Source organism: Actinosynnema sp. NPDC020468 (genome assembly GCF_040642015.1).
Classification (GTDB): Bacteria; Actinomycetota; Actinomycetes; order Mycobacteriales; family Pseudonocardiaceae; genus Actinosynnema.
Genome location: NZ_JBFAEO010000034.1, coordinates 3349 through 27938 on the forward strand (window position 1 = coordinate 3349; position 24590 = coordinate 27938).

5 protein-coding genes are annotated in these 24590 nt (G+C 75.6%); all 5 read right to left on the reverse strand.

The window, feature by feature from the left end; all coding sequences use genetic code 11:
- From AB0G50_RS23395 to AB0G50_RS23415, 5 genes are read right to left on the reverse strand one after another with little or no spacing between them, the layout of a single operon-like run.
- Complete coding sequence (locus tag AB0G50_RS23395) at window positions 1–1203, reverse strand: cytochrome P450 (protein ID WP_360112128.1); 1203 nt, start codon at window positions 1201–1203, stop codon at window positions 1–3.
- Window positions 1200–2153 (reverse strand): TauD/TfdA family dioxygenase, encoded by a 954-nt coding sequence (locus AB0G50_RS23400; protein ID WP_360112130.1) that lies wholly within the window; start codon window positions 2151–2153, stop codon window positions 1200–1202. Before AB0G50_RS23400 ends, AB0G50_RS23395 begins: the two co-directional genes overlap by 4 nt.
- The gene (locus AB0G50_RS23405; RefSeq protein WP_360112132.1) at window positions 2150–2359 is read right to left on the reverse strand and encodes an MbtH family protein; all 210 of its coding nucleotides are present in this window, start codon (window positions 2357–2359) and stop codon (window positions 2150–2152) included. The genes AB0G50_RS23400 and AB0G50_RS23405 overlap by 4 nt, the downstream gene beginning before the upstream one ends.
- Window positions 2356–24339: a non-ribosomal peptide synthase/polyketide synthase gene (locus AB0G50_RS23410; RefSeq protein WP_360112134.1), complete on the reverse strand. Its 21984-nt coding sequence runs from the start codon at window positions 24337–24339 to the stop codon at window positions 2356–2358. The genes AB0G50_RS23405 and AB0G50_RS23410 overlap by 4 nt, the downstream gene beginning before the upstream one ends.
- Complete coding sequence (locus tag AB0G50_RS23415; RefSeq protein WP_360112136.1) at window positions 24336–24590, reverse strand: acyl carrier protein; 255 nt, start codon at window positions 24588–24590, stop codon at window positions 24336–24338. The genes AB0G50_RS23410 and AB0G50_RS23415 overlap by 4 nt, the downstream gene beginning before the upstream one ends.

Sequence of the window (24590 nt, forward strand, 5' to 3'; positions counted from 1 at the left end):
TCACCGACGCGGGATCAGCCGCACCGGCAGGCTGCGGAACCCGCTGAGCATGGTCGAGTAGATCGGCAGCGGCGGGCCGGTCGGCTCGATGTCGACGACGTGCTCCCGCAACGCGGTCAGCATCGCCCCGATCTCGGCCCGGCCGAGGTGGGCGCCGACGCAGTAGTGCGGACCGTGCCCGAGCGACAGGTGCCGGTTCGGGGTGCGGGCCAGGTCGAACACCTCGGGCCGGTCGAACACCGCCTCGTCCCGGTTGGCCGAGGAGTTCCACACCGTGACGATGTCGCCGGCGTCGATCTCCTTGCCCCCCAAGGTGGTGTCGACCGTCGCCGTCCGTCCGAAGTGGATCGCGGGCGTGGTCCAGCGCAGCACCTCGTCCACCGCGGTGCCGACGGCCACGTCGCCGTCCCGCCACGCCCGCCACTGGTCCGGGTGCTCGACGAACGCCCGCACCGCGCCGATCACCGCCAGCCGGGCCGTCTCGTCGCCGCCCAGCACCAGGCTGTAGCAGTTGGCCACCACCTCGTCGGTGGTCAGCGGCACGCCGTCGACCGAACCCGCCACCAGCACGCTCACCGCGTCGGAACCCGGCCGCGCGCGCCGGTCGGCGGCCAACCGCTCGAAGTGGCCCAGGATGACGTTGCGCGCCTCCCACGCGTCGATCGGCGACTGCTCGGCGGTGTCCGAGCTCAGCGCGGTCCTGGTCGCCGCGAGCAGCACCGGCCGGTCCTCCTCCGGCACGCCCAGCAGGTCGCAGATCGCGGTCAGCGGCAGGTGCGCGGCCACGTCCTCGGCGAAGTCGCACCCGCCGGCGCCCACCGCGTCGGCCACCAGGCGCCGCGCGTGCCCGGCCACCCGGTCCACCACGCCCGCGAGCGCGCGCGGCGAGAACGCCTCCATCAGCACCCGGCGCAGGTCGCGGTGCCGCCGCCCGTCGGTGACCGCGGCCATCACGCCGCCCGCCGAGTCACCGCCCGCCAGCAGCGACGCCAGCACGTTGCCGCGCGCCGAGCCGAACCGGGTGGCGTCCAGGTACACCGCGGTCGCCTCGGCGTGCGTGCTCACCACCCAGAAGCCGGGTCGCCCGTCGACCTCCCGGTGCCACCACACCGGCGCGGTCGCGCGCAGTTCCCGCCACACCTCCGCCAGGTCGTGCTCGGCGTGCAGCACGGGGTCGGCGAGGTCGAGGTCCCCGGGCCTCATCGGACCAGCACGCTCCCGTCCGCCACCCGGTGGTCGCGCGACCGGCGCAGGTCGGCGAACGAGAACATCCTTTGCAGCCAACGATCCCGTCCGTCGTAGCGCGGGGTGAACGACGAGCGGCCGTGCAGCGCGACCCGGTTGTCCAGCACCGCGAGGTCGCCCGCGCGCAGCCGCAGCCCGTCGTGCACCCGATCGACCACAGTGGACAGTTCGGCGAGCGCCGCCCGGCCCTCGTCGGTGGCCGAACCGGTGGCCGCCTGGTCGTAGCACAGGTCGGGGTCGAGCGGGTCGCCGCTGAGCACGGCGTGCGCCAGTCCGCCGCCGGAGTCGCCGAACGACGGCGGCGCGGCGGTCAGGAACTGCGGCCGGAACAGCGCGTCGCGGGTGCGCGGGGTCAGCTCCGGCAGCACCCGCCGCACGCAGCACGTGCGCAGTTCGGCGACCTCGTCGTGGTCGGGTCGCAGGCACAGCAGCAGCACGAAGTCCGGCCGGTGCCGGTGGAACGCGTTCTCGGTGTGGAAGGTCAGCTCGACCGACCCGGTGTTGCCCTGCACGTGCTCGAGGCCGGGCACCGGCACCACGTCCTGCACCAGCGCGCCGGACTTCTCCGCGGCGAACGCGGCCGGGTCGCCGAAACCGTGTGCCACCAACGAGAGGAACGCGGCGGGCAGCGCGGGTTCGCGCTGCACCGAGCCGCGGACCATCGGGGTGTCCGGCAGCACGCCCAGCGGCAGCCCGGGAATCAGCAGCCGGCCGTCGGGTCCGGAGTCGCGGCGGAACTCGCGCACGAGTCTTCGCAGCGCGCCGGGCGCGTCCTCCCACGACGAGCGCGCCGCGCCGGTCCACTCCGGGTCGTCCACCCCGGTGGTCGCGCCGGCCACCAGGGAACCCGCCAGCAGGCCGAACGCGGTCAGGTCGGTGGTGCTCGGCGCGGTCAGCGCGGTGGTCATTCGCCCATCGCCTCGATCAGGCTCTTCGGGCGCAGGTCGGTCCACTCGCGCTCGACGTAGGCCAGGCAGGCGGCCCGGTCGTTCGGTCCGAACGCGGTGGCCCAGCCGGCGGGCACCACGACGAACTCGGGCCACAGCGAGTGCTGCCCCTCGTCGTTGACCAGCACCAGGTACACGCCATCCGGGTTCTCGAAGGGGTTGGTCACGACGTCTTCCTCTCCTGACGGTGCAACCGGCTGGTGAGCAGCCGGCCGATGACGGCCGCGGGTCGGTCCGCGAGCATGCCGTTGTGCGTCGCGTCGACCGGGTGGACCTCGATCCGCCCGGTGACGTGCGGACGCCACAGCTCCGGGTTGCGCGGCGACTCGCCGGGGTCGAGCCGGGTGGCCCGGCAGAACACCAGGTCGCCCTCGAACAGGCCCGGCACGTGCCGGCCGGCCAGCGCGCTGTTGCCGACGAACACCTCACGCGCCGCGACGAGCCGCCGGTGGTCGAGCCCGGCCAGCTCGGCGGGTGGTGTCACGCCGGCCAGCAGTTCGGCCTCCGGGCGCTCGGGCGCGCCGGGGTCGCGCGGGTAGGTGTCGAGCAGCGCGAGGAGTTCGACCTCCTCCCCCGCCTCCTGCAACCGCACGGCCAGTTCGTGCGCGACGAGTCCGCCGAACGACCAGCCCACCAACCGGTACGGGCCGTGCGGTCGGACCGAGCGGATCAGGTCGCGGTAGTGCGCGGCCATCGCGCCGAGGTCGTCGGGTCGCGCGGTGACGCCGTCCAGCCCGACCGCCTGGACGCCGTAGACCGGCCACTCGCCCAGGTGCCGGCCGAACCCGGCGTACACCCAGCTCAGGCCACCGAGCGGGTGCAGGCAGAACACCGGCGTGCCCCTTCCGGCGCGCAGCGGGAGCAGCGGTGCCAACGGGTCGCCCGCGGCCCGGCGTTCGGCGAGGCCGGCGGGGGTCGGCGTGTCGAACAACGCGCGCACGGTCGGCGCCCAGCCCAGCTCGGCGCGCACCCGGCCGACGAGCCGGGTCGCGGCCAGGGAATGGCCGCCCAGCGCGAAGAAGTCGTCGTCCACGCCCACCTCGTCGTGCCCGAGCACCTCGGCGAACAGCCGGCACAGCGCGCGTTCGTCGTCGGTGGCGGGCGCCCGACCGGCAGGGGTGGTCGGCGCGGGCAGCGCGGCCCGGTCGAGCTTGCCGGTGGTGGTCGTCGGGAACGCGGGCAGCACCACGACCGCGTTGGGCACCAGGTGCGCGGGCAGGGTCGCGACGAGCCGGCGGCGGACCGCGACCGGGTCGACCTCACCGGTGACGTACCCGACCAGGACGTCGCCGCGCAACGCGACCGCCGCGCCGTCGACACCGGGCACGGCGGCCAGCGCGGCCTCCACCTCGCCGGGTTCCACCCGCACGCCGCGCACCTTGAGCTGCTGGTCGGCCCGGCCGGCGAAGTGCGGCACCCCGGTCCGGTCGAGCCGGGCGAGGTCGCCGGTCCGGTACATCCGGCCGCCGGGGGTGAACGGGTCGGCCACGAACCGCTCGGCGGTGGGCGCGGGCGCGTCGACGTAGCCGCGCGCGACGGGCGTGCCCGCCACGTACAGCTCGCCGACGACACCCGGTGGCACCGGGCGCAGTCGGGCGTCCAGCACGTACACCCTGGCGCGGTGGATCGGCTCGCCCAGCGGCACCAGCGCCCGGCCGTCCGACCCGCCCGGCCGCCACGCGGTCGCGTCGCAGGTCAACTCGGTGGAGCCGTACTTGTAGCCCACCGGGAAGCCGAACGCGGCGGTGAACCGGTCGTGCAGCTCGTGGGTGAGCGCCTCGCCGCCGACGAACACGTGCCGCAGGCTCTCGAGCGGCACTGTGTCCACTGTGGACAGCAGCACGGCGAGCACCGACGGCACGAAGTGCACCGCCGTGATCCGGTGGTGGGCGATCAGCGCGGCCAGGTGCTCGACGTCGCGGTGCCCGCCGGGCTCGACCACGACGGTGCGCGCGCCGGTCAGCAGCGGCCAGAAGAACTCCCACACCGCCACGGTGAACCCGACGGGCGTCTTGTGCAGCACCCGGTCCTCGGGGGTCAGCCGGTAGGTGTCCTGGAGCCAGCCGAGGTGGTTGACGACCGAATCGTGTTGCGCCACCACGCCCTTGGGCCGGCCGGTCGAACCCGAGGTGAAGATCACGCACACCGGGTGCCTCGGGTCGAGCGGCGCGGTGCGGTCGGCGTCGGTCGGGTTGGTGTCGGGCAGGTCGTCGGGCGCGTCGGCGGACACCCACGGCAAGTCGGCGGGCAGCAGGCGCGGCCGGTCGGTGACCGCGAGCCGGGCGACCGCGACCAGGTCCGCGACCCTCGGGTCCGCCACGTCGACCGGCAGGTACGCGCCGCCCGCCTTGACCACCGCGTGCGCGGCCACCAGCAGGTCCAGTGATCTCGGCAGCACCAGCGCCACCACGACCTCCGGTCCGACGCCGGCCCGGATCAGCCGGTGCGCCAACCGGTTCGCCCGCCGGTTGAACTCGCGGTAGGTCACCTCGGTGGTCCCGTCGACCACCGCGATCGCCTCCGGGTGCCGGGCGACGGCCCGTTCGACCAACTCCGGCAGGGTGTCGACGCGGATCGGCCCGGCGGCCTCGACCAGTCGGCCCTCGCCGGGCAGCAGCACGTCGAGGTCGCCGATCCGGGTGCCCGGGTCCCGGGTGGCCTGGTCCAGCAACCGGAGCAGCCGGGCCGCGATCCCCTCGGCGGTGACCCGGTCGAACAGCGCGGTGGCGTACTGGAGTTCGCCCACGACGCCCGCCGGACCGCCGTCGGCGAACCGCTCGGTGAGGCTGAACGACAGGTCGAACTTGGCCGCCGGCAACTCGGCCGCGACCGGTTCGACGGTCAGGCCGGGCAGCGCGAACGCGGCCTCGGCGTTGTTGCGGAACGACAGCGCGACCTGGAACAGCGGGTGCCTGCCCGGCGCGCGACCCGGGTTGACCGCCTCCACCAGCCACTCGAACGGCGTTTCCTGGTGCGCGTAGGCGTCCAGGTCGACCGCCCGGACCCGGGCCAGCACCTCGGCGAACGTCGGGTCGCCCGAGGTGTCGGCGCGCAGCACCAGGGTGTTGAGGAACAGGCCGACCACGCCGTCCACCGCGTCGTCCACCCGGCCCGCGACCGGCGTGCCGACGGGGATGTCGACGCCCGCGCCGAGCGCCGTCAGCAGCGCCGCGACACCGGCCTGGAGCACCATGAACACGGTGGTGGCATGGCGTTCCGCGACCTCGGCGAGCCGCCGGTGCGCCGCCGCGTCGAACTCCAGCGGCACGGCCGCGCCCTCGCCGGTGGTCGTGGAACGCGGTCGGTCGACGGGCAGCGCCAGTTCCTCGGGCAACCCGGCGAGCACCTCGCGCCAGTGCGCAGCCTGCCGACCGCCGAAGCTCTCCGGGTCCTCGACCTCGCCGAGCACCTCCTCCTGCCACCGCGCGTAGTCCGCGTACCGGACCGGCAGGTCCGTCCACTGTGGAGTGTCACCGAACAGCCGCGCCCGGTAGGCCGTCGCCAGGTCCGCCGCCAGCACCCGCAGCGACTCGGCGTCGCCCGCGATGTGGTGCAGCAGCACCAGCAGCACGGTCTCCCGCTCGCCGACCCGCGCCACCACGGCCCGCACCGGGAGTTCCTCGGCGAGGTCGAACGGCCGGGCGACCTCGGCCGCGATCAGCTCGGCCGGCGCGGTCGTGTCGACCACCCGGACCAGGTCGGTCGGCGCGGGCCGCACGACCTGGTGCGGTCCCCGGTCGTCCTCGACCACGACGGTGCGCAGGCTGTCGTGCCGGTCGACCACGTCGCGCAGCGCGCCCACCAGCGCGTCGACGTCCAGCACACCGGTCAGCCGCAGGGCGAGCGGGATCGTGTAGGTCGGCGACGGTCCCTCGAGGCGGTGCAGGAACCACAGCCGGCGTTGCGCGGAGGACAGCGGCACCCGGTCGGGAAGCGGTCGGGCGACCACGCCGGGTCGGGCCGCGCCGAAGCGGTCCAGCCTGGCCGCCAACCCCGCGACCGTGCGCGCCTCGAACACGTCGCGCGCCGGCAGTTCCACGCCCAGCACCGCGCGCACCCGGCTCACCAGCCGGGTCACCCGCAGGGAATGGCCGCCCAGCGCGAAGAAGTCGTCGTCCACCGACACCGACGGCACGCCCAGCACCTCCACGAACAGCCGGGCCAACACCTCCTCGCGCGGCGAACGCGGACCGCGACCGCGACCGGCGTCGGCGGTGGGCGCGGGCAGGGCCCGGTGGTCGAGCTTGCCGTTGGGCGTGGTCGGCAGCCGGTCGAGCACCACCAGCCCGGACGGCACCGCGTAGTGCGGCAGCGAGAACTCCAGCCGCGCGCGCACCCGGTCCCGGTCCAGCCGCCGACCCTCCCGCGGCACCGCGTAGGCCAGCAGCACCCGCTCTCCCCCGGCGTCCTCGCGGACCACGACGGCGGCCTGCCGGACGTCCGGGTCGGCGGTCAGCGCGGCCTCGACCTCGCCCGGCTCGATCCGGAACCCGCGGATCTTGACCTGCGCGTCGGCCCGGCCGACGAACACCAGCTGCCCGGAGTCGTCGTGCCGCACCAGGTCACCGGTCCGGTACATCCGGCCGGCAGTGAACGGGTCGGCGACGAACCGCTCCGCGGTGGCGCCCGGCAACCCGAGGTACCCGCGCGCCACGCCCGCGCCCGCCAGGTACAGCTCGCCCACCGCGCCCGGCGGCACCGGGTTCAGCGCGGCGTCCAGCACGTGCGCCCGTCGACCGCTCAGCGGCCTGCCGATCGGCACCGGACCGTTCGGTTTCGCGGTGATCCGCCGCGCGGTGGCGAACGTGGTCGTCTCGGTCGGGCCGTAGACGTGCACTGGCGCCACACCGGCCTTGAGCGCGCGGCGGAACGCGGCCGGCGAGGCGAGTTCCCCGCCCGTCCACACCTCGCGCACGCCGGCCAGCACGGCCGGGTCCTCCTCCGCCAGCACGGTGAACAGCGCGGTGGTCAGGAAGACCGCCGTCACCTTCCCGTCCACCAGCACCCGGCGCAGCACGGCGGTGTCCAGCTCACCCGGTGGCGCGACGACCACCCGACCGCCGGTGAGCAACGGAGTCCACAGTTCGTAGGTGGAGGCGTCGAAGGCGTGCGGCGAGCGCAGCAGCACCCGCTCGTGCGCCCCGCCGCGCCACACCGGGTCGGTGGCCAGCGCCACGACGTCCCGGTGGGTCACCGCGATGCCCTTGGGCGTGCCGGTGGACCCCGAGGTGTACATGACGTACGCCAGCCGGTCGGGGTGGCCGGGCGCGTCGGGCTCGGTCGTGGGTGGCAGCGGCTCGTCGGCGCGCACGGCGGGCAGCCCGTGGTCGACCCCGTCGTCGGTGACGACCGCGACCGCGCCGGTGTCGGCCAGGATCCGGCGCAGCACGGGCTCCGGGTGCCGGACGTCCAGCGGCACGTAGTACCCGCCCGCGCGCAGCACGGCGAGGGTCGCGACCACCAGGTCGGCCGACCGGTCGACGCGCAGTGCCACCGCCGACTCGGGTCCGACGCCCAGCGCGCGCAGTCGGGCGGCGAGCCTTCGGGACCGGTCGTCCAGGTCGGCGTAGGTGAGGGTGCGGTCGGCGACCACCGCGACCGCGTCCGGGTCGGTGGCGACGCGCGCGGCGAACAGGGCGGTGACGGTGTCGGTCGGCAGCTCGCGCGGGTCGCCCTGCCAGTCGTGGAGCACCCGGCGGCGTTCGTCGGCGGACAGCACGTCGAGCCGGCTCAACGGCAGGTGCGGGTCGGCCGCGACGGTGGTCAGCAGGCGGACGAGCCTGGCCGCGAGCGCCTCGGCGGTGCCGCGGTCGAACAGGTCGGTGGCGAAGGTGAGCGCGCCCGCCAACCCGTCGGCGTGCTCGGCGAAGTTCAGCGACAGGTCGAACTTGGCGGCCGGCGCGCGCACCGGGTACGCGGTCACGGCGAGTCCGGGCAACTCCGGCAGCGCGGCCGAGCCGGTGTTGTCCAGGCCGACGGTGGCCTGCACGACCGGTTGCCGCGCGGTGGAGCGCTCCGGGTTCAGCGCCTCGACGAGCCGTTCGAACGGCACGTCCTGGTGCGCGTAGGCGTCGAGGTCGGTCGCCCGGACCCGGGCCAGCAGCCCGGCGAACGTCGGGTCGCCTGCCAGGTTCGTCCGCAGCGCGAGCGTGTTGACGAACAGGCCCACCACGTCGTGGGTCGCCGCGTCGGTCCGCCCGGCGACCGGCGCGCCCAGCACCACGTCGTCACCCGCGCCGTGCTTGGCCAGCAGGACCGCGAACGCCGCGTGCAGCACCATGAACAGGGTCGCGCCGTGCTCCCGGGCCACCGCGGTCAGCGCGGCGCGCAGGTCGGCGGGCACCGGGAACTCGACGGTGTCACCCCGGTGCGTCGCCACGGCGGGGCGCGGCCGGTCGGTGGGCAGCGCGAGTTCGACGGGCGCGTCGGCCAGGAGGTCGGTCCAGTGCGCGAGCTGCCGGGAGAGCCTGCTGTCCGGGTCGCGGTCGGAGCCCAGCACGTGCCGCTGCCACAGGGCGTGGTCGGCGTAGCGCACGGCGACCGACGCGAACTCGGGCGCCCGCCCGGACACCCGTGCCGCGTAGGCGGTGGACAGGTCGTGGGCGAGCGTCGCCATCGACACCGCGTCGGCCGCGATGTGGTGGACGACCAGCACCAGCACCGATTCCCCGGCACCGGGCACCAATCCGGCGCGGAAGGGCGGTGCCGCGGCCAGGTCGAACCGGTGCTCCAGCACCTCGGCGACGGACCCGACGACCAGGTCCGGCAGGTCCGCGACCGGCAGCACGACCTGGTGCGCGCCTTCCGGGCCGTCGGCGTAGACCGTGCGCAGGGTGTCGTGGCGCGCCACCACGTCCGCGAGCGCGGCGGTCAGGGCGGGGACGTCGACGTCGCCGGTCAGCCGCAGGGCCACCGGCACGTTGTAGGTGTCCGACGGACCGTCCAGGCCGTGCAGGAACCACAGGCGTTCCTGGGCGAACGACAGCGGCGCGCGCTCCGGGCGGGGCAGCCGGCGGAAGGGTTCGGCGCGGTCGGCTCCGGTGACGGCGGCGACGAGGCCGGCGGCGGTCGGCGTGTCGAACACCCGGCTCAGCGGCAGGTCCGCGCCGGTGGTCGCGCGGATCCGGTTCACCAGCGCGGTCGCGAGCAGGGAGTGACCGCCCAGCGCGAAGAAGTCGTCGTCCGGTCCGACCGCCGGCAGGTCGAGCACCTCGGCGAACAGCACGCACAGCAGCTCCGCCACGGGGTCGGCCGGGGCACGGCCGACGGTCGGCGCGGTCGGCGCGGGCAGGGCGGCGCGATCCAGCTTCCCGTTGCGGGTCAACGGGATCTCCGCCAACACCACCACCGCCGAGGGCACCAGGTGGGCGGGCAGCGCGAGCGCCAGCGCGGCGCGGAGGTCGGGCACACCACCGGCCGGCGCCGAATGCGCGGGCTGGGCGCGGTCGGCGCGGACGCCGGACAAATCGCCGGCCGACACCGAATGCGCAGGCAGGGCGCGGTCGGCGCGGACGCCGGACAAATCGCCGGCCGACACCGAATGCGCAGGCAGGGCGGAGTCGGCGCGGAGGTCGGGCACACCACCAGCCGACACCGAATGCGCGGGCAGGGCGCGGTCGGCGCGGAGGTCGAGCACACCACCGACCGATACCGGGTGCGCGGGGTCGGCGCGGAGGTCGGACAAGTCGGGCACACCACCGGCCGACACCGGGTGCGCGGGCAGTCCCGGCTCGGCGGAAACCCCGAGCAAGTTACCGCCCGGCACCGAATGCGCGGGCGGCGCAGGCTGGGCGGAAACCTCGAGCAGGTCACCGGTCGGCACCGGCTGGGCGGGCGGCGGTGGCGCGGTGTCGGGGACGGGAAGGTCGGCGGGCACCACGTACGCCACCAACGTCTGGCCGCGGGCCACCACGGCCGCCTGGCGGACGCCGGGCAGGGCGGTCAGTGCCGCCTCCACCTCGCCCGGTTCGACCCGGAAGCCGCGCACCTTGAGCTGGTCGTCCACCCGGCCGCCGAACTCCAGCACGCCGGTCGACGTCCAGCGGGCGCGGTCGCCGGTTCGGTACATCCTCTCCCCCGCCGCGAACAGGTCCGCGACGAACCGCTCCGCCGTCGCCCCAGGCCGACCCGCGTACCCGCGCGCCACACCCCGACCGGCCAGGTACAGCTCGCCCCATACGCCGTCGGGCGCCGGGTTCAGCCCGTCGTCCAGCACGTACACCCGCGCGTTCGGCAGCGGGAGGCCGATCGGCACCGGGCCCGCGGCGAGCGGCTCGCCGGGCCGGACCACGTGCGCGACGCACCCCACGGTCACCTCGGTGGGCCCGTACTCGTTGACCACCACCGCGTCCGGGTTGTGCTCCCGCCACGCCGCGAGCGCCGCGCCGTCCAGCGCCTCGCCGCCGATCACCAGGTTGCGCGCGGACACCGGGCCGAGCAGCGGCAGGTGGCTGGGCGTGATCTTGAGCAGGTCCGGCGCGCCGGACAGCGGACCGAGCCGCACCCGGCCGCCGACGGTCAGCGGGGTGAACAGCACGGTCACCGGCATGTCGAACGCGGGCGAGGTGTGGGCCAGCGCGACACCGGCGGCAGCCGGGTAGGCCGCGGCGGCGGTGTGCAGGTAGTCGGCGAACGCGGCGTGCTCGACCACGACGCCCTTCGGCCGACCGGTGGAGCCCGAGGTGTGGATCACGTAGGCGGCCGAGCGCGGGTGCACCGCGACGGCGGGCCGGTGGTCGGGTTCGTCGTCCGCGTCGGGCACCTCGGTGAGCACGAGGCGCGCGTCGGCGGACAGCAGCGCGACCCGGGCGGGCGGGTCGGTGTGGTCGATCGGCAGGTAGGCGGCGCCGGACTTCAGCACGCCCAGCAGTGCCACCACCAACTCGACCGACCGCGGCAGCACGACCGCGACCACGTCACCGGACCCGACGCCCCGGGACCGCAGCCGGTGCGCGAGCCGGTTCGCCCACCGGTCGAGTTCGGCGTAGGACAGGGCGATCCCGTCGGCCTCGACCGCGACGGCGTCGGGTGTGCGGTCGACCTGGGCCTCCACCAACCCGACCACGAGCGGGTCCGGCCGGTCCACCGCGGTGGCGTTGCGGCGCACCAGCGCGGTGTGCCGCTCGGCGGCGGTGAGCAGCGGCAGGTCGCGTACCGGACGGCCCGGGTCGGCGACGGCGGCCACGAGCAGCCGGTGGAACCGGTCCGCGAGCGCGCCCGCCGTGGCGTGGTCGAACAGGTCGGTGGCGTACTCGACCACGCCCGTCCAGCCGTCGGCGGTCTCGTTGAGGATCACCGACAGGTCGAACTTCGCCCGGTGCGCCGGCACGTCGACCACCTCGGCCACCAGCCCGGGCAGGCTCGGCGGCGCGCTCGGCGGGTTCACCGCGAGCATCACCTGGAACAGCGGGTGCCACGACCGCGACCGGGTCGGGTTCAGCGCCTCCACGAGCTGTTCGAACGGCACGTCCGCGTGCGCGTAGGCCGCCACGTCGGCGTCTCGGACCCGGGTCAGCAGGTCGCCGAACGTCGGGTCGCCGGACAGGTCGACGCGCAGCGCGAGGGTGTTCGCGAACAAACCGACCAGGTTCTCCAAGGCGCGGTCGGGCCGCCCCTCGACGGGCGCGCCGATCACCACGTCCGGCCCGGCGCCGCAGCGGCCGAGCAGCACCGCGAGCGCGGCCTGGAGCACCATGAACTCGCTGACGCCCCGGTCGCGACCGAGTGCCGCCACCGCGGCGCGCAGGTCGGCGGGCAGGGTGAACGCGTGCGTGTCGCCGCCGTGCGAGGGCACGGCGGGGCGCGGCCGGTCGGCGGGCAGCTCGATCCGGTCGGGCGCGCCGTCCAGCGCGGCGGCCCAGAACGGCACGTCGTCGGCGGGCAGGTCCCGTCGCCACAGCGCGTAGTCCGCGTACTGGACCGGCAGCGGCGCCCAGGCCGGCGGGTGACCGGCGAGCCGGGCGGTGTAGGCGGTGGCGAGGTCGGCCGCGAGCGGGCGCAGCGACGCGCCGTCGCCCGCGATGTGGTGCAGCAGCACGAGGAGCACGTGCTCCCGCGCGTCGAGCCGGACCAGCGTGGCGCGCACCGGCAGGTCGACCGCGAGGTCGAACACCGCGCGGGCCGCCCGGCGCAGCGCACCGTCCACATCGGACTCGACCACGGCGAACGGCGCGGGTCCGTCGGCCAGGACCTGGTGCGGTCCCCGGTCGTCCTCGGCGATCCGGGTGCGCAGCACCTCGTGCCGGGTCACCACGTCGTCGAACGCGGCGCGCAGCGCGGCCACGTCCAGGTCGCCGGTCAGCCGCAGCGCCACCGGCACGGTGTAGTTCGCGGACGGCCCGTCGAGCCGGTCGAGGAACCACAGCCGCCGTTGCGCGGCGGACAGCGGCACCCGGTCCGGGCGCGGGCGGGCGACCAGGGCCGGGCGGGCCGGCGCGCGGTCGCGCAGCAACCCCGTGACACCCGCGACGGTCGGGTGCTCGAACACGTCGCGGACGGACAGGTCGGCGCCGAACACCTCGCGCACCCGGTTCACCAGCCGCACGGCGAGCAGCGAGTGCCCGCCCAGCCGGAAGAAGTCCTGCTCCGCGCCGACCTCGGCCACCCCCAGCACGTCCGCGAACGCCTGGGCCACCGCGGTTTCCGCGCCGGGCGCGGGCGGTCGGCCGGTGCCGGACAGCTCGGGCGCGGGCAGCGACCGGCGGTCGAGCTTGCCGTTGACGGTGCGCGGCAGGGAATCCAGCACCACGAACGCGGACGGCACCGAGTACTCCGGCAGCGCGGCCGCGGCGGCCACCCGCAGCGCGTCCACGTCGGCGGGTCCACCCGGTTCCGGCACCACGTAGGCGACCAGCCGCCGGTCGCCCGGCCGGTCCTCGCGGACCACCACGGCGGCGTGCGCGACTCCCGGTACGGCGGTGAGCACGGCCTCGACCTCGCCGGGCTCGATCCGGAACCCGCGGATCTTCACCTGGTCGTCCACCCGACCCGCGAACTCCAGCCGTCCGGCGGCGGTCCACCGCGCGAGGTCGCCGGTCCGGTACATCCGGGTGCCGGGCGGTCCGAACGGGTCGGCGACGAAGCGGCCGGCGGTCAACCCGGGTCGACCGTGGTAGCCGCGGGTGACCAGGTGGCCCGCGATGTACAGCTCGCCGACCACGCCGACGGGCGCGAGCCGGAGCCGGTGGTCGAGCACGAGCGCCGCGGTGTTCCACGCGGGGGTGCCGATGGTGACCACGCCGGGCGGCACCACGTCGCCCGGCGACACCCGGAACACCGTGCAGCCGACGGTGGTTTCGGTCGGCCCGTACTCGTTGAGCACGGTCGCGCCGGGGTGCGCGGCCCGCCACACGGCCAGCGTGTCGGACGGCAGCGACTCGCCGCCGAGCACGAGTTGGGCGCGCGGCGAGAACTCGGCGGGCACCTCGCCGAGCAGCGGCAGGTGGCTGGGTGTGGCCTTGACGAAGTCGGGCCGGGTCACGCGGGTGTCCGGCGCCGGACCGGCCGGGCCCCACTCGACCAGTTCGACGCACCCGCCCGCGAGCAGCGGACCCCACAGCGCGGTGGCGGTGAGGTCGAACGCGACCGGCGAGTGCACCAGCGCGCGACCGCCCAGCGCGGTGTACTCGTGCCCGGCCCACGCCAGGTAGGCGACCAGCGACCGGTGTTCGACCACCACGGCCTTGGGCCTGCCGGTCGAGCCGGAGGTGAAGATCACGAACGCCGCGTTGCCGGGTCGCGCGGGCACCGGGGTCGCGGACCCGACCTCGTCCGGGAACACCACGGGCACCGACCCGACCCGGTCGGCCAGTTCCGGGGTGGTGATCACCGCGACGGGCGCGATGTCGGCCAGCATGAACGCGAGCCGGTCGACGGGGTGGCCGAGGTCGAGCGGCAGGTAGCCGGCGCCGGACTTCAGCGTCGCCAGCAGCGCCACCGGCACGGCCTCGGACGGCGGCAGCAGCACCGCGACGAACCGCTCCGGTCCCGCGCCCAGCTCGGCCAACCGACGGGCCAGACGCGTCGCGCGGTCGTCCAGCTCGCGGTAGGTCAGCGCCGTGCCGCCGTGCGCGACGGCCGGCGCGTCCGGGGTGCGCGCGACCTGCGCCTGCGCCAACGCGGTCAGCGTGCCGGACGGCACCTCGCGCGCGGTGTCGTTCCAGGCCGCGAGCTGGGCCCGTTCCGCGTCGCCGACCACGTCCAGGTCGCCGATCGGGCGGTCCGGCGCGGCGGCGACGGCGGTCAGCACGGCCACCAGCCGGTTCGCCAGGCGGAGCGCGGTGTCCCGGTCGAACAGGTCGGTGGCGAACTCCACCAGGCCGTCCAGGCCGCCCTCGCGCAGCTCGTCGAGGAAGAACGCGAGGTCGAACTTCGCGGTCGAGGACGTCAGCGGCACCACCCGGCCGGTCACCCCGGGCAGGTCGACGGCCAGGTCGTGGATCTCCCGCTGCTCGGCGTCGGACCAGTTGAGCTGCACCTGGAACAGCGGGTGCCTGCTCGCCGAGCGGGTCGGGTTGACCGCCTCCACCACGCGGTCGAACGGCACGTCCTGGTGCGCGAACGCGGCCAGGTCCACCGCGCGCACCCGACCCAGCAGCCCAGCGAACGTCGGGTCGCCGGACAGGTCGGTCCGCAGCGCGAGCCCGTTGACGAAGAACCCGACCAGCCGGGTCAGCGCCTCGTCGGGCCGGTTCGTCACCGGCGAGCCGATCACCACGTCGTCGCCCGCGCCGAGCCGGTGCAGCAGGGTCGCCAACGCCGCGTGCACCACCATGAACAGCGTCACGTGGTGCGTGCGCGCCAGGTCGACCAGCGCCGCGTGCACCTCGGCCGGCACCGCGAACCCGACCGTGTCGCCCCGGTGGGAGGCCACCGCCGGGCGCGGCCGGTCGGTGGGCAGCCCGATCTGCTCCGGCGCGCCGGCCAGCACGGCCGCCCAGTGCGCCACGCCCTCCTCGAGCCGTTCGGCCGAATCCCGTTGCCACACCGCGTAATCCGCGTACTGCACGGGCAGCGGCTCCCACTCGGGTGCCCCGCCCGCGACCCGGGCCGCGTAGGCGGCGGTGAAGTCGGCGGCCAGCGGGAACATCGACGCGGCGTCGCCCGCGATGTGGTGCAGCACGATGAGCAGCAGGTGCTCCCCCGCGCCGAGGTCGAACAGCGTGGTCCGGATCGGCGCGTCGGCGGCCAGGTCGAACGGCGTGTCCACCTCGGCCGCGATCCGGGCCGCCACCTCGTCCTCGGTCACCGGCACGACGACCAGTGCCGGCGGAGCGGGCAGCACGACCTGGTACGCGCCGAGGTCGTCCTCGGCGACCGCGGTGCGCAACGCCTCGTGCCGGGCGCCGACGTCGTCCAGCGCCGCGGCCAGCGCGGTCACGTCCACCGCGCCGGAGAGCCGCAGCGCGACGGGCAGGTTGTAGGTCGCCGACGGACCGTCGAGCCGGTGCAGGAACCACAGCGCTTCCTGGGCCGGTGTCAGCGGAACCCGGGTGCCGGCCGGCCGTCGGGTCACGGCGGCCCGGCGGGGCGCGGCGGAGGCGAGTCGGGCCGCGACGGCGGCGGGCGTCGGGTGGTCGAAGACGGTCGCCAGCTCGATCGCCACGCCGAACGTCGCGCCGATCCGGTTGACCAGCCGCGCCACGGACAGCGAGTGCCCGCCCAGCGCGAAGAAGTCGTCGTCCGCGAACACCCCGGGCACCCCGGTCACCTCGGCGAACAGTCCACAAAGGATTTCCTCGACCGCGTCCGCCGGCGCGCGTCCGGTCGGCGGCGCGAAGTCCGGCACCGGCAGCGCGGACCGGTCCAGCTTGCCGCTGGTGGTCTGCGGGAACGCGGGCAGCTCGAGGAACACCGGCGGCACCATGTGCGCGGGCAGCGTCGCCGCGAGCCGGTCGCGCAGTTCGCCGTGGTCGACCGGCCGCGCCGCGACCAGGTAGCCGACCAGCCGCTGGTCGTGCACGGCCGCCGCCGCGCGGGCCACGCCGGGGTGCTCGGCCATCACCGACTCGATCTCGCCCAGCTCGATCCGCTGACCGCGCAGCTTCACCTGGTCGTCGGCGCGCCCGAAGTACTCCAGCTCGCCGTCGTGCCAGCGGACCAGGTCGCCGGTCCGGTACAGCCGGTCGCCGGGCGCGCCGAACGGATCGGCCACGAACCGCTCGGCGGTCAGCGCCGGCCGGTCCAGGTACTCGCGCGCCAACTGCGCGCCGCCCAGGTACAGCTCGCCGCGCACGCCCGGCGGCACCGGCGCGAGCCGCGCGTCCAGCACGTAGGCGCGGGTGTTCGCGACCGGACCGCCGATGAGCACGGTGCCGGGCTCGGCGGGTGTCCTCCAGCGGGTGACGTCGATGGCCGCCTCGGTCGGGCCGTAGGCGTTGGTCAGCACCGCGCCCGGGTTGTCCCGGTGGAACCGGCGGATCAGCTCGGCGGGCATCACCTCGTCGCCGGACTCGACCATGCGCACCGACGTGGGCAGCGACGCCTCGGCCAGGAACGCGGCCAGCCGGGTCGCGCCGAGGTGCGCCACGGTCACCGACTCGCGGTGCATCAACCCGGACAGGTACACCGGGTCGCGGTGCCCGCCGGGTTTCGGCACGACCAGCGCCGCGCCGCGGGACAGCGTCCAGAAGACCTCCCACACCGACACGTCGAACCCGGTCGGCGTCGCCTGGAGCACCCGGTCGGCCGGGGTGAGGCCGACGTCGCGCTGCATCCAGTTGAACCGGTTCTCCATGCCGGCGTAGGTGTTCACGGTGCCCTTGGGCCGACCGGTCGAGCCGGAGGTGTAGATGATGTACGAGCCGTTGTCGCCGTGCGCGCGCACGCCGAGGTTCTCCGCCGACTCGTCGGGCTGGTCGACCGGGATCCGCTCGAAGCCCTCGACGTCGACCTCCGCCATCAGCAGCACCGCGCCGGAATCGCCCAGCAGGTAGGAGATCCGGTCCGGCGGGTAGCCCGTGTCGACCGGCACGTAGGACGCGCCCGCCTTGATCACCGCCCACAGCGCGACGACCAGGTCCACCGAGTAGGGCAGCATCACCGCGATCCGGGACTCCGGGCCGACGCCACGCCGGCGCAGCGCGCGCGCCAGCCGGTTGACCCGGGCGTTGAACTCGCCGTAGGTCACCCGCTCGTCCTCGAACACCACGGCGACGCCGGCCGGGTCCTGCGCCTCCATCATGGCGACGATCGACGGCTCGTCCCACTCGACCGCCGTGGCGTTCCAGTCGTGCACCACCCGGCGGCGTTCGAGCGCGGAGAGGACGTCCACTTCGGACAGTCGGCGGCCGGGCGCCGCGGTCATCTCCGCCAGCACGCGCAGGAACCGCTCGGCCAGCACCTCGGCGGTGCGCCGGTCGTACAGGTCGGTGGCGTACTCCAGCCGGCAGCGCAGCCGGTCGCCGTCCACCACGCAGTCGAAGTGCGCGTCGAACTTCGCGGTCTCGGTGGTGACCGGGTCGACCTCCGCCCGGACGCCCGGCAGGTCGAGGTCGGCGTCACCGAAGTCCAACCACGCCACCATGACCTGGAAGAACGCGTGCCGGGACCGGGAGCGCTCGGGTTTGAGCTCCTCCACCAGCCGCTCGAACGGCACGTCCTGGTGGGCGTACGCGGCGAGGCCGGTGTCCCGGACCCGACCCAGGAGCTCCTCGACCGTCGGGTCGCCGGAGGTGTCGAACCGGTAGACGAGCGTGTTGATGAAGACGCCGACCACCCGGTCCAACACCGAGTCCGCCCGGTTGGCGACCGCGCCGCCGATCGGCACGTCCTCCCCCGCGCCGAGCCTCGTCAGCAGCACCGCCACGGCGGCCTGGAGCACCATGAACGGCGTGGTGCCGGTGCGGCCCGCCAGGTCGAGCACCGCCGCGTACCGCTCGGGCGGCACCTCGAACGGCACGTGACCGCCACCGTGGGAGGCCGCCGCCGGTCGGGGTCGGTCGGTCGGGAACGTGACCTCCTGCGGCAGACCGGCGAGCTGCCCGGTCCAGTACGCCACCTGGCGGTCGAGTTCGGCGGTGAGCGTGCCGCGCTGCCACAGCGCGAAGTCCGCGTACTGCACGGGAAGCGGCCGGTAGTCGGGCGGAGCGCCCGCCAGTCGCGCGGTGTAGGCGTCGGTCAGGTCGTCGGCCAGCGGGCGCATCGAGGAGCCGTCGGTCGCGATGTGGTGCACCACGAGCAGCAGCACGTCCGCGTCGCCGCCGGTGCGGAACAGGGTCGCGCGCACCGGCAGGTCGCGGGTCAGGTCGAACGGCCGGGCCGCCGGTTCCGCGAGGTCGGGTTCGGCGGCGGTCACGACCGCCAACTCCGGCCCGGAGCCCGGCGGCAGCACGACCTGGTGCGGCCCCGTCTCGTCGTCCGGGTACACGGTGCGCAGCGGCTCGTGCCGGTCGACCACGTCCCGCAGCGCGGCGGCCAGCGCGCCCTCCTCGACCGGGCCGGTCAACCGGATCGCGAGCGGGATGTTGTACGCGCCGGAGGTGCCCTGGAGCCGCTGGAGGAACCACATCCGCTCCTGGGTGAACGACAGCGGCACCCGGTCGGGGCGGGGTCCGGCGACCACGCCCGCGTCGTCCGGCGCGAGGGCCGCGAGCCGGGCGGCCAACCCGGCGGCGGTGGGCGCGGCGAACACGTCGCGCAGCGTCAGCCGCAGCCCGAACTCGTCGCGGACCCGGTGCGCCAGCCTGATCATCAGGATCGACGTGCCGCCGTGGGCGAAGAACCCGTCGTCGGCGGCCAGGTCGGGCACGCCCAGCACCTCGGCCGCGATCCGCCGCAACCGGTCCTCCTCGGCGGTGCCGGCGGGCGCGGGCAGCACCTCGACCCGCCGCGCGGTGTCCACCACCAGCCGGTCGGCCGGCGACACCAGCTCGCCGAGCGGCACCGCGAGGTCGGCGGCGACCCGGCCCGCGAGGTCCACGAGCCGGGTCGCGAGGGTGCCGACGGTGTCGGCGTCGAGCCGGCCGGTGAGGTGCGCGAACCGCAGGCGCAGCGCCGTTCCCGGGAACACGGACAGGGTCAGCGGGTAGTGCGCGCGCTCGAGCAGCTCGGCGTGCACCACCCGCGAGTCGGTGGGCAGCGGGTAGTTCTCGAACGCCAGCACGGTGTCGAACAGGTCGACACCCCGGGTCAGGTCGGCCAGTCCCACGTGGTGGTGCTCGGCCAGGTCCGCCTGCCGCAGGCTCAGGTCGGCCGCCAGGTCGGCGAACGTCCGCCCCGGGTCGAGCCGCGCGCGTACCGGCAGCGTGTTGATGAACAGGCCGATCATCGACTCGACGCCGGGCAGGTCGGCGGGCCGGCCGGACACCGTGGCGCCGAACACCACGTCGTCGCGCCCGGTCGCGCCGCCGAGCACGACCGCCCACAGCGCCCGCACCGCGGTGTTCAGGGTCAGCCCGTGCCGGCGGGCCAGCGCGGTGAGCCGTCCGGTGACCTCGGCCGGCACCACGACCTCGTGCACGGCGTGGCCGGGTTCGCCCTTGACGGGCGCCAGGATCGTGGGTGTGGCGCCGTCGAGTTCGGTGCGCCACAACGCTTCCGAGCGCGACCGGTCCTGGCGGGCCGACCAGGCCAGGTAGTCGCGGTAGCGCGGCGCGGGCGGCAGCGGCTCGCCGTCGTGCAGCGCGAACAGCTCGCGCACCAGCAGGGGCAGCGACCAGCCGTCCAGCAGCAGGTGGTGGTGGGTGATCACGAGCCGGTTCCCGAGCGCGGTGAACCGCAGCAGGGGCGGCCGGATCACGCTGAACCCGCGCGCCCGGTCGGCCTCCAGGAACGCGGTCGGCTCGTCGTCCCGCACCGCGAACGCGACCTTGGTCGCGGCCGGGACCACCTGCACCGGCGCGCCGTGCGACCGGCTGCGGAAGCCTGCCCGCAGGTTCGGGTGCCGGGTCAGCAGCGCGGTCGCGGCGGCGCGCAACCGGTCGGGGTCGAACCCGCCGTCGACCTCCAGCACGAGCTGGCCGACGTACGGGTCCTCCTCCTCGTACAGGGCCAGGAACAGCAGACCCTCCTGGAGCGGCGCGAGCGGCAGCACGTCGACCGCGCCCGGCAACCGGTCCAGCTCGTCCTGGCCGATCGCCACCAGCGGCACGTCGGACGGCGTCAACCCGCCCGCGGTGTCCCGGGCGAGGGCTTCCAGCGCGGCCACCCAGCGGTCGGCGAGCGCGCGCACCTGCGGCTCGTCGGCGATGCCGGCGGGGAAGGTCCACACCGCGGTCAGCACGCCGGCGCGCACGTGGACGTCGATCTCCAGCGCGTGCGCGAACGGCAGCGCGTCGTCGGTGAGCAGCGCCACCGGGTCCTCGTCGGCGAACCGCCACCCGGCGGGCGGGTCGATCCGGCCCAGGTAGGTGAACCCGACGGTGGGCGCGGTCGCGGGAGGTTCGCGGCGCAGGTCCTCCTTGGCGCGCCGCAACTGCCGGTCCGCGACGTCCAGCACGACGGGCACGATCCGGGTGAACCAGCCGAGCGTGGTGCTGACGTCGAGGTCGGGCACCTGGTCGCGCCCGTGCCGTTCGACGTCGACCGCGACGGGCTCGCCGACGGCGCTCACGAACGCGGCCAGCAGCACCTCCTCGGCGGTGGCGCGGTGGGCGGCGGGCACGGCGGTGACCAGCCGGTCGGTGAGGTCGGCGGGCAGCGTCACGGTGACCGACCGGGCGGTGCCGCGCACGTCGACCGCCGGGTCCAGCGGCCGGGCGCCGAACGTCCACTGTGGACTGGTGGCGGACGTCGCCGGGCGCTCGGCGAGGCCCGCCGCCCACCGGCGCAGCGAGGCGCCCCGGGGCGACAGCACGGCCGGCCGGTCCTCGGCCACCGCCGCGAGCGCCTCGGCCAGGTCGGGCAGCAGCACCCGCCACGACACGCCGTCGACCACCAGGTGGTGCAGCACCAGCAGCAGCCGACCCGGGTGCGCGCCGCCGTCGAACCACACGACCCGACCCACCACGCCGGCGGCGGGCGACAGCGCGCGGCGGGCGGCCTCGCGCTCGGTCGGCACGTCACCGGTCGCCCGGGTCACCCAGTCCGCGGCGCGGGCCGCGCCGACCGGCCGGATCTCCTTGCCGCGCAAGCGGAGCACGTCGTGCCGGTCGAGCACCGACTGCCACGCGGCGGTGAGCGCGTCGAGGGTGGTCCCGGGTTCGGCGACCAGCAGCACGGCCTGGGCGAACCCGTCGGTCGGACCGCCCAACCCCGCCAACCACCGGGCCATCGGGGTGTCCGGCAGGTCGCCGACCGGGTCGTCCGCCTCGACCGGCGCGTGGTCGGCCAAGCCCGCCAGCGCGGCGACCGTGGGGTGGTCGAGCACGTCGCGGGCCGCGATCCGCAGTCCGGCCGCCCGGGCCCGACCCACCAGCCGGATCGCGTGGATGCTGTCCGCGCCCGCCGCGAACAGGTCGTCCTCGACGCCGAGGGTCGGCCGGTCGAGCAGGTCGGCGAGCAGGTCGCGCAGCACGCGTTCGGTGTCGGTGCGGGCCTCGCGGCCCACCGGGGTGGTCGGCGCGGGCAGCGCCCGGCGGTCGACCTTCCCGTTGCGGGTCACCGGGATCGCGGACAGCACCACCACCGCGGAGGGCACCAGGAACGCGGGCAGCCGGGCGGCGAGCCAGGCGCGCGGCTCGGTCTCCGGGGTGCCGGTGACGTAGCCGACGAGCCGGGTCGAGCCCGCGTCCCGACGTGCCACCACCACGGCCCGGTCGACGCCGGGCAGGTCGGCGAGCACGGCCTCGACCTCGCCCGGCTCGACCCGCTGCCCGTGGATCTTGACCTGGTCGTCGGCGCGGCCCGCGTACTCGAGCACGCCGTCCGCCCGGCGGCGCGCGAGGTCGCCGGTCCGGTACATCCGGGTGCCGGCGGGTCCGTGCGGGTCGGCGACGAACCGCTCCGCCGTGCCGCCGGGCAGGTCCGGGTACCCGCGCGCGAGCTGGACGCCCGCCAGGTACAGCTCGCCCACCGCGCCGGGCGCGACCGGGGCGAGGGCGGCGTCGAGCACGTACGCCGCGCCGCCCGCCACCGGCGTGCCGATCGGGACGGCGCCGGAGTCGTCGCACTCCCAGGTGGTCGCGTCGATCGACGCCTCGGTCGGGCCGTAGTAGTTGTCCAGCCGGGCCTCGCTCGTGGCGCGGAACCGGCGGACCAGGTCCGGGGTGAGCGCCTCGCCGCTGGACACCAGCAGGCGCAGCGACTCCGGGACCGCGCCGTCGGCCAGGAACGCCGCGAGCATCGACGGCACGAAGTGCGCGATGGTCACGTTCTCCTCGCGCAGCACCGCGCTCAGGTAGGCCGGGTCGCGATGGCCGTCCGGGCGTGCCACCACCAGGGTCGCGCCACAGGTCAGCGGCAGCAGCAGTTCCCACACCGACACGTCGAACCCGACGGGCGTCTTGTGCAGCACCCGGTCGGCGGCGGTGACGCGGTGCTCCGCGCGCATGCCCGCCAGGCGGTTGGCCAGGCCCGCGTGGGTGATCACGACGCCCTTGGGCCGGCCGGTGGAGCCGGAGGTGTGGATCACGTACGCGGCGGTGTCGCCGTGCACCGGCACGTCGAGGTCGGCACCGTCCGCCCGACTGTCCATTATGGACTGATCAAGTATGAGGGCACCGGCGGTCAGCGCCTCGACCCGGCGCGCCGGCAGGTCGTGCTCCACCGGCAGGTAGACCCCGCCCGCCTGGAACACCGCCAGCACCGCGACGACCAGGTCCACCGAGCGCGGCAGCACGACCGCGACCCGCGTCTCCGGCCCGACGCCGGCCCCGCGCAACGCGCGCGCCACCCGGTTCGCCCGGGTGCGCAGCTCGCCGTAGGTGATCCGCTCGTCCTCGCACACGACGGCCTCGGCGGTCGGGTCCTGCGCGCGGACGGCGTCGACCACCGACCGGACCTCCGGCGGCGGCACCACCGCGTTCCACTCCCGGAACCGGGCCCACTCGGCGGCGGTCGGCAGGTCGAGCGCGCCGAGCGGGCGGTGCGGTTCCCGGGTCGCGGCGACGAGCAGCCGGACGTAGCGATCCCGTTGGGCGGCCAGGCTTTCCGGGGTGAACCGGCCGGGGTGGCCGTTGACCGCGAACAGCAGGCCGTCGGCCGTCGCGCTCGCGTCGAGCACCAGGTCTCGGACCGGTCCGGACGCCAGGTGGTGCACGTGCGCGTCGACCCGACCGGCACGCACCCGGTCCGCGGCGAACGGCAGCACGTTGACCGCCGGACCCGACACCTCGCGCAGCAGCCGACCGACCGGGAACCGCTGGTGCCGCACCGCCTGCGCCAACCGCCGCCCGACCTGCTCGACCACCTCCGCGAAGGTGTCCGACGGCCGCACGCGCAACCGCAGCGGCACGTCGTTGACCTGCATCGACGGGGTGCGCAGCGCGGCCGGACCCGACCGGGCGGCCAGGAACACCCGCACCACGACGTCGGTCGCGCCCGTGGTCCGGTGGGTGTGGGCGGCCATCGCCGCGATCACCGGCACGGACCAGCGGCCGGTGTGCGGCACGTCGGCCACGCGCGCGGTCGCGCCGGGCAGGCTGCGCGCCACGCCGGTCGCGCCGGACCCGAGGTCGGTGACCGGCTCCTCGTCGAACACCTCGCGCCAGTACGCGCGATCCCGCTCGTGGCGCGGTGACGCGGTGTACGCGGCCTCCTCGGCGAGCACGTCGGCGAGCGCGCCGAACCCGGCGGCCGGCGGCTCCTCCCCCGCCGTCAGCGCGGTGTACACCTCCCAGATCCGCTTGCCGTGCAAGGACAACGCGTACGCGTCGAGCAGCGCGTGGTGGTACCGGAAGTACAGCCACGCCCGACCCGGACCCGGCCGCAGCAGCACGTGCCGGAACAGCCGCGGGTCGGTGACCGCGAGCGGCGCGTCCTGGTCGGCGGCCACGAACGCCCGCGCGGCGGCCTCGCCGTCGACGTCGACCGCCTCGAGCAGGCCCCCGACCGCGTCGTCCACGACCTGACCGGGCGGGTCGAGCGTGAACCGGACCCGCAGCGCCTCGGTGTCGCCGACCGCGCGTCGGACCGCCGCGTCCAGCAGCACGGCGTCGACCTCGTCCGGCACGTCGAAGTACACACCGCAGGTGAACAGCGCCCCGCCGGGTCGCAGCTGTTCGGCCAGCAGGACGTCGCGCTGCGCGGCGGTGAGCGGGAGCCGGGTCACGGGCGTGCCCCGATCAGCTCGGTCAGCTTCGCGGCGAGCGCGTCGATCGTCGGGTGGTCCCACGCGAGCGCCGGGTCCAGCTCCAGGTCGTAGCGGTCCTCCAGGTCGGCGGACAGCGCGAGGGCGGTCAACGAGTCCAGGCCGTACTCGGTGAGCGCGACCGAGGTGTCGACGTCCTCGGGCGCGCGACGCAGGTAGGTCGCCACCCGCTCGACCAACCAGGCGCGGACGTCTCGGGTGTCGTCGGCCAT

What these genes read in the sequence shown, in the direction of transcription:
- AB0G50_RS23415 (WP_360112136.1), bottom strand. Translation starts at nt 24,590, where the DNA reads ATGGCCGACGACACCCGAGACGTCCGCGCCTGGTTGGTCGAGCGGGTG.
- AB0G50_RS23400 (WP_360112130.1), bottom strand. Translation starts at nt 2,153, where the DNA reads ATGACCACCGCGCTGACCGCGCCGAGCACCACCGACCTGACCGCGTTC.
- AB0G50_RS23395 (WP_360112128.1), bottom strand. Translation starts at nt 1,203, where the DNA reads ATGAGGCCCGGGGACCTCGACCTCGCCGACCCCGTGCTGCACGCCGAG.